The following is a 3,294-nucleotide window of genomic DNA, read 5'->3' as shown; positions in this document are numbered from 1 at the left end:
CCCCACATGCGAGGAGCCTCGATGCAACGCAGAGTCACCGCAGGCAGGTTGCTGACCACGGCGACCACCCTGACCGTGCTGGCCGGCCTGATCGCCGCCGCCGCGGGCCCGGCCACCGCCGCGCCCACCCCCTCTCCCTCCTCGGCGCCGCCGAGCGCCCTGGCCGCCGCCGTGAACGCCGCCGACGCGGCCGCGAACGCCGGGCTGGACGCGCTGGCCAAGGGCCCGGGCGAGACCTACGAGCGCAAGGCCGTCACGCCCTGGCTCGGCGGCCTCTACTCCGTCTCCTACGAGCGCAGCTACCACGGCCTGCCGGTGGTCGGCGGCGACGCGGTCGTCCTCGCCGACTCCCAGGGCAAGGTCCGCGCCCTGCAGTCCGCCGCCACCGGACCGGTCGGCGGCTCGACCACCCCGCAGGTCAGCGCGGCGGACGCGGAGAAGACCGCCCGTACCAGGCTGGCCACCGTGGACTCGGTGGACTCCCGCCGCCTGGTCGTCCGGGTCAAGGACGGCACCGGCCGGCTCGCCTGGGAGACCGTCCTCAAGGGCCGCACCGCGTCGGCGCCCAGCACGCTGCACGTCTTCGTGGACGCGGCCACCGGCGAGGTGCTCGACAGCTACGACGACGTCCGTGCCGGAACGATCAACAGCAAGTGGAACGGCCCCGCCCCGGTCACCATCAGCACCACGAGCTCGGGCGGCTCCTACTCGCTGCGCGACCCGAACCGGCCCGGCCTGTCCTGTTCCGACTACAGCACCGGGCAGGTCTTCTCCAAGTCCAGCGACTCCTGGGGCAACGGCAGCCCGTCCACCAAGGAGACCGGCTGCGGCGACGCGATGTTCGCGGCCCAGAAGGAATGGGACATGCTCCGCGACTGGCTCGGTCGCAACGGGCACAACGGCAACGGCGGCAGCTGGCCGGTCAAGGTCGGCCTCAACGACGTCAACGCGTACTGGGACGGCAGCACGATATCCATCGGCCACAGCCAGGCCAACGAGTGGATCGCCGCGATCGACGTGGTCGGCCATGAGTTCGGCCACGGCATCGACCAGTACACCCCCGGCGGCGCCAACAACGAGTCCGGCCTGGGCGAGGCCACCGGCGACATCATGGGCGCGCTGACCGAGTCGTACGCCAACGAGCCCTCGCCGTACGACTCCCCGGACTACACCGTCGGCGAGATGATCAACCTGGTCGGCCAGGGCCCGATCCGCAACATGTACAACCCCTCGCTCGTCAACAACGACCCGAACTGCTACTCGGCGTCGATCCCGCAGACCGAGGAGCACGCGGCGGCCGGCCCGCTGAACCACTGGTTCTACCTGCTCGCCGAGGGCTCCAACCCCGGCGGCGGCAAGCCCACCAGCCCCACCTGCAACAACTCCTCCGTCACCGGCATCGGCATCAAGGACGCCGGCCGGGTCTTCTACGGAGGCATGCTCCTCAAGACCAGCGGCATGACCTACAAGCGCTACCGCACCGCCACCCTGACCGCCGCCAAGAGCCTCGACCCGAGCTGCGGCTTCTTCACCCGGACCAAGGCCGCCTGGGACGCCGTCAGCGTCCCCGCCCAGAGCGGCGACCCCACCTGCACGCCGTCCGGCACCAACGACTTCTCGCTGTCGCTCGGCCCGGCGTCCGGCTCCGTCCAGCCCGGCGCCTCGACCTCGTCGACGGTGAGCACCGCCGTCACCTCCGGCACCGCGCAGACCGTGAGCCTCACCGCCTCCGGCCTCCCGGCGGGCGTCACCGCGAGCTTCAACCCCTCGTCGGTGCAGGCCGGTTCCTCCGCCACCCTGACCCTGTCCGCCTCCGCGGCGGCCGTGGCCGGGACCTACCAGATCACCGTCACCGGCACCGCCGGCGCCACCACCCACACCGCCCAGTACGGCCTGACGGTCGGCGGCGGGGGCAACCCCGGCGGGCCCGCGCCCGACATCGACGTCGCCAAGGTCCAGGCCCACCTGTCCCAGCTGAACACCATCGCCAACCAGAACGGCGGCCACCGCCGGGCGGGCAGCGCCGGGCACAGCCAGTCGATCGCGTACATCAAGGCCAAGCTGCAGGCGGCCGGCTACAACGTCACCGAGCAGACCTGCACCTCCTGCAGCTACCAGTCCAACAACCTGATCGCCGACTGGCCCGGCGGCCCGTCCGACCAGGTCACCATGTTCGGCGCCCACCTGGACAGCGTCTCGGCCGGCCCCGGCATCAACGACAACGGCTCCGGCTCGGCCGTCCTGCTGGAGAACGCGCTCGTGCTCGCCCAGCAGAACCCCAGCCTGACCCGGCACGTCCGGTTCGGCTGGTGGACCGGTGAGGAGCAGGGCCTCCAGGGCTCGCAGTCCTACGTCGGCCAGCTGAGCTCCGCCCAGCGCTCCGCGATCAAGGCGTACTACAACTTCGACATGGTCGGCTCGCCCAACGCCGGCTACTTCATCAACAACATCAACTCCGCGGCGTCGGCCCCGATGAAGGCCTACTGGGACTCGCTGAACCTCAAGCCGGAGGAGAACGTCGAGGGCCAGGGCCGCTCCGACGACTACTCCTTCCAGCAGGCCGGCATCCCGACCTCGGGCTACGCGGCCGGCGCCGACGCCACCAAGACCTCGGCGCAGGCGGCCAAGTGGGGCGGCACGGCGGGCCGTTCCTACGACTCCTGCTACCACTCGTCCTGCGACACCACCAGCAACGTCGACGCGACGGTGCTGAACCGCAACGCCGACGGCGTGGCGTACACCCTCTGGAAGACCTCGGTCGGCGGCAGCACGCCCGCCAACGACTTCTCCCTCTCGGTGAACCCGACCACCGCCACCGTCAAGCCCGGTGACACCACCACCGCGACGGTCGCCACCTCGACCACCTCCGGCTCGGCCCAGACGGTCAACCTGACCGCCTCGGGCGCCCCGGCCGGCGTGACCGTCTCCTTCAACCCGTCCTCGGTGCAGTCCGGCGGCTCGGCGACGCTCACCGTCGCCACCTCCGCCTCGACCGCCACCGGCACCTACACCATCACCCTGACCGGGACCGGCTCGGCCACCCACAGCACCAGCTTCTCCCTGGTGGTGGGCAACGACTCGCCGAACCCGGGTGGCACCTGGACGCCCGGCACCACCTACCAGGCGGGCGACGTGGTGACCTACAACGGGGTCAGCTACCGCTGCCTCCAGGGCCACACCGCCCAGGTCGGCTGGGAGCCGCCGATCGTCCCGGCGCTCTGGCAGGCCGTGTGACCGGGGCGCGCTGACGCCCGGTGAAGCCGCTGCGCCGCGGTCCGTCGAGGGGGACGGGCC

General features: G+C 71.7%; 1 protein-coding gene. It reads left to right on the top strand.

Annotation, left to right across the window (positions count from 1 at the left end):
- The first annotated feature begins 21 nt into the window (after positions 1–21).
- Positions 22–3,234: a M28 family peptidase gene (locus tag ACFU6K_RS34690; RefSeq protein WP_380669934.1), complete on the top strand. Its 3,213-nt coding sequence runs from the start codon at positions 22–24 to the stop codon at positions 3,232–3,234.
- The last annotated feature ends 60 nt before the right edge of the window (positions 3,235–3,294 follow it).

Source organism: Kitasatospora sp. NPDC057512, from assembly GCF_042802135.1.
Lineage (GTDB): Bacteria > Actinomycetota > Actinomycetes > Streptomycetales > Streptomycetaceae > Kitasatospora.
The sequence above is the reverse complement of the archived record's forward strand: the minus strand, read 5'-3'. Positions and strand labels throughout refer to the sequence as shown.

Bases quoted from the DNA above. Each gene is read 5' to 3' on its own strand.
- ACFU6K_RS34690 (WP_380669934.1), top strand. From the start codon at position 22: ATGCAACGCAGAGTCACCGCAGGCAGGTTGCTGACCACGGCGACCACC.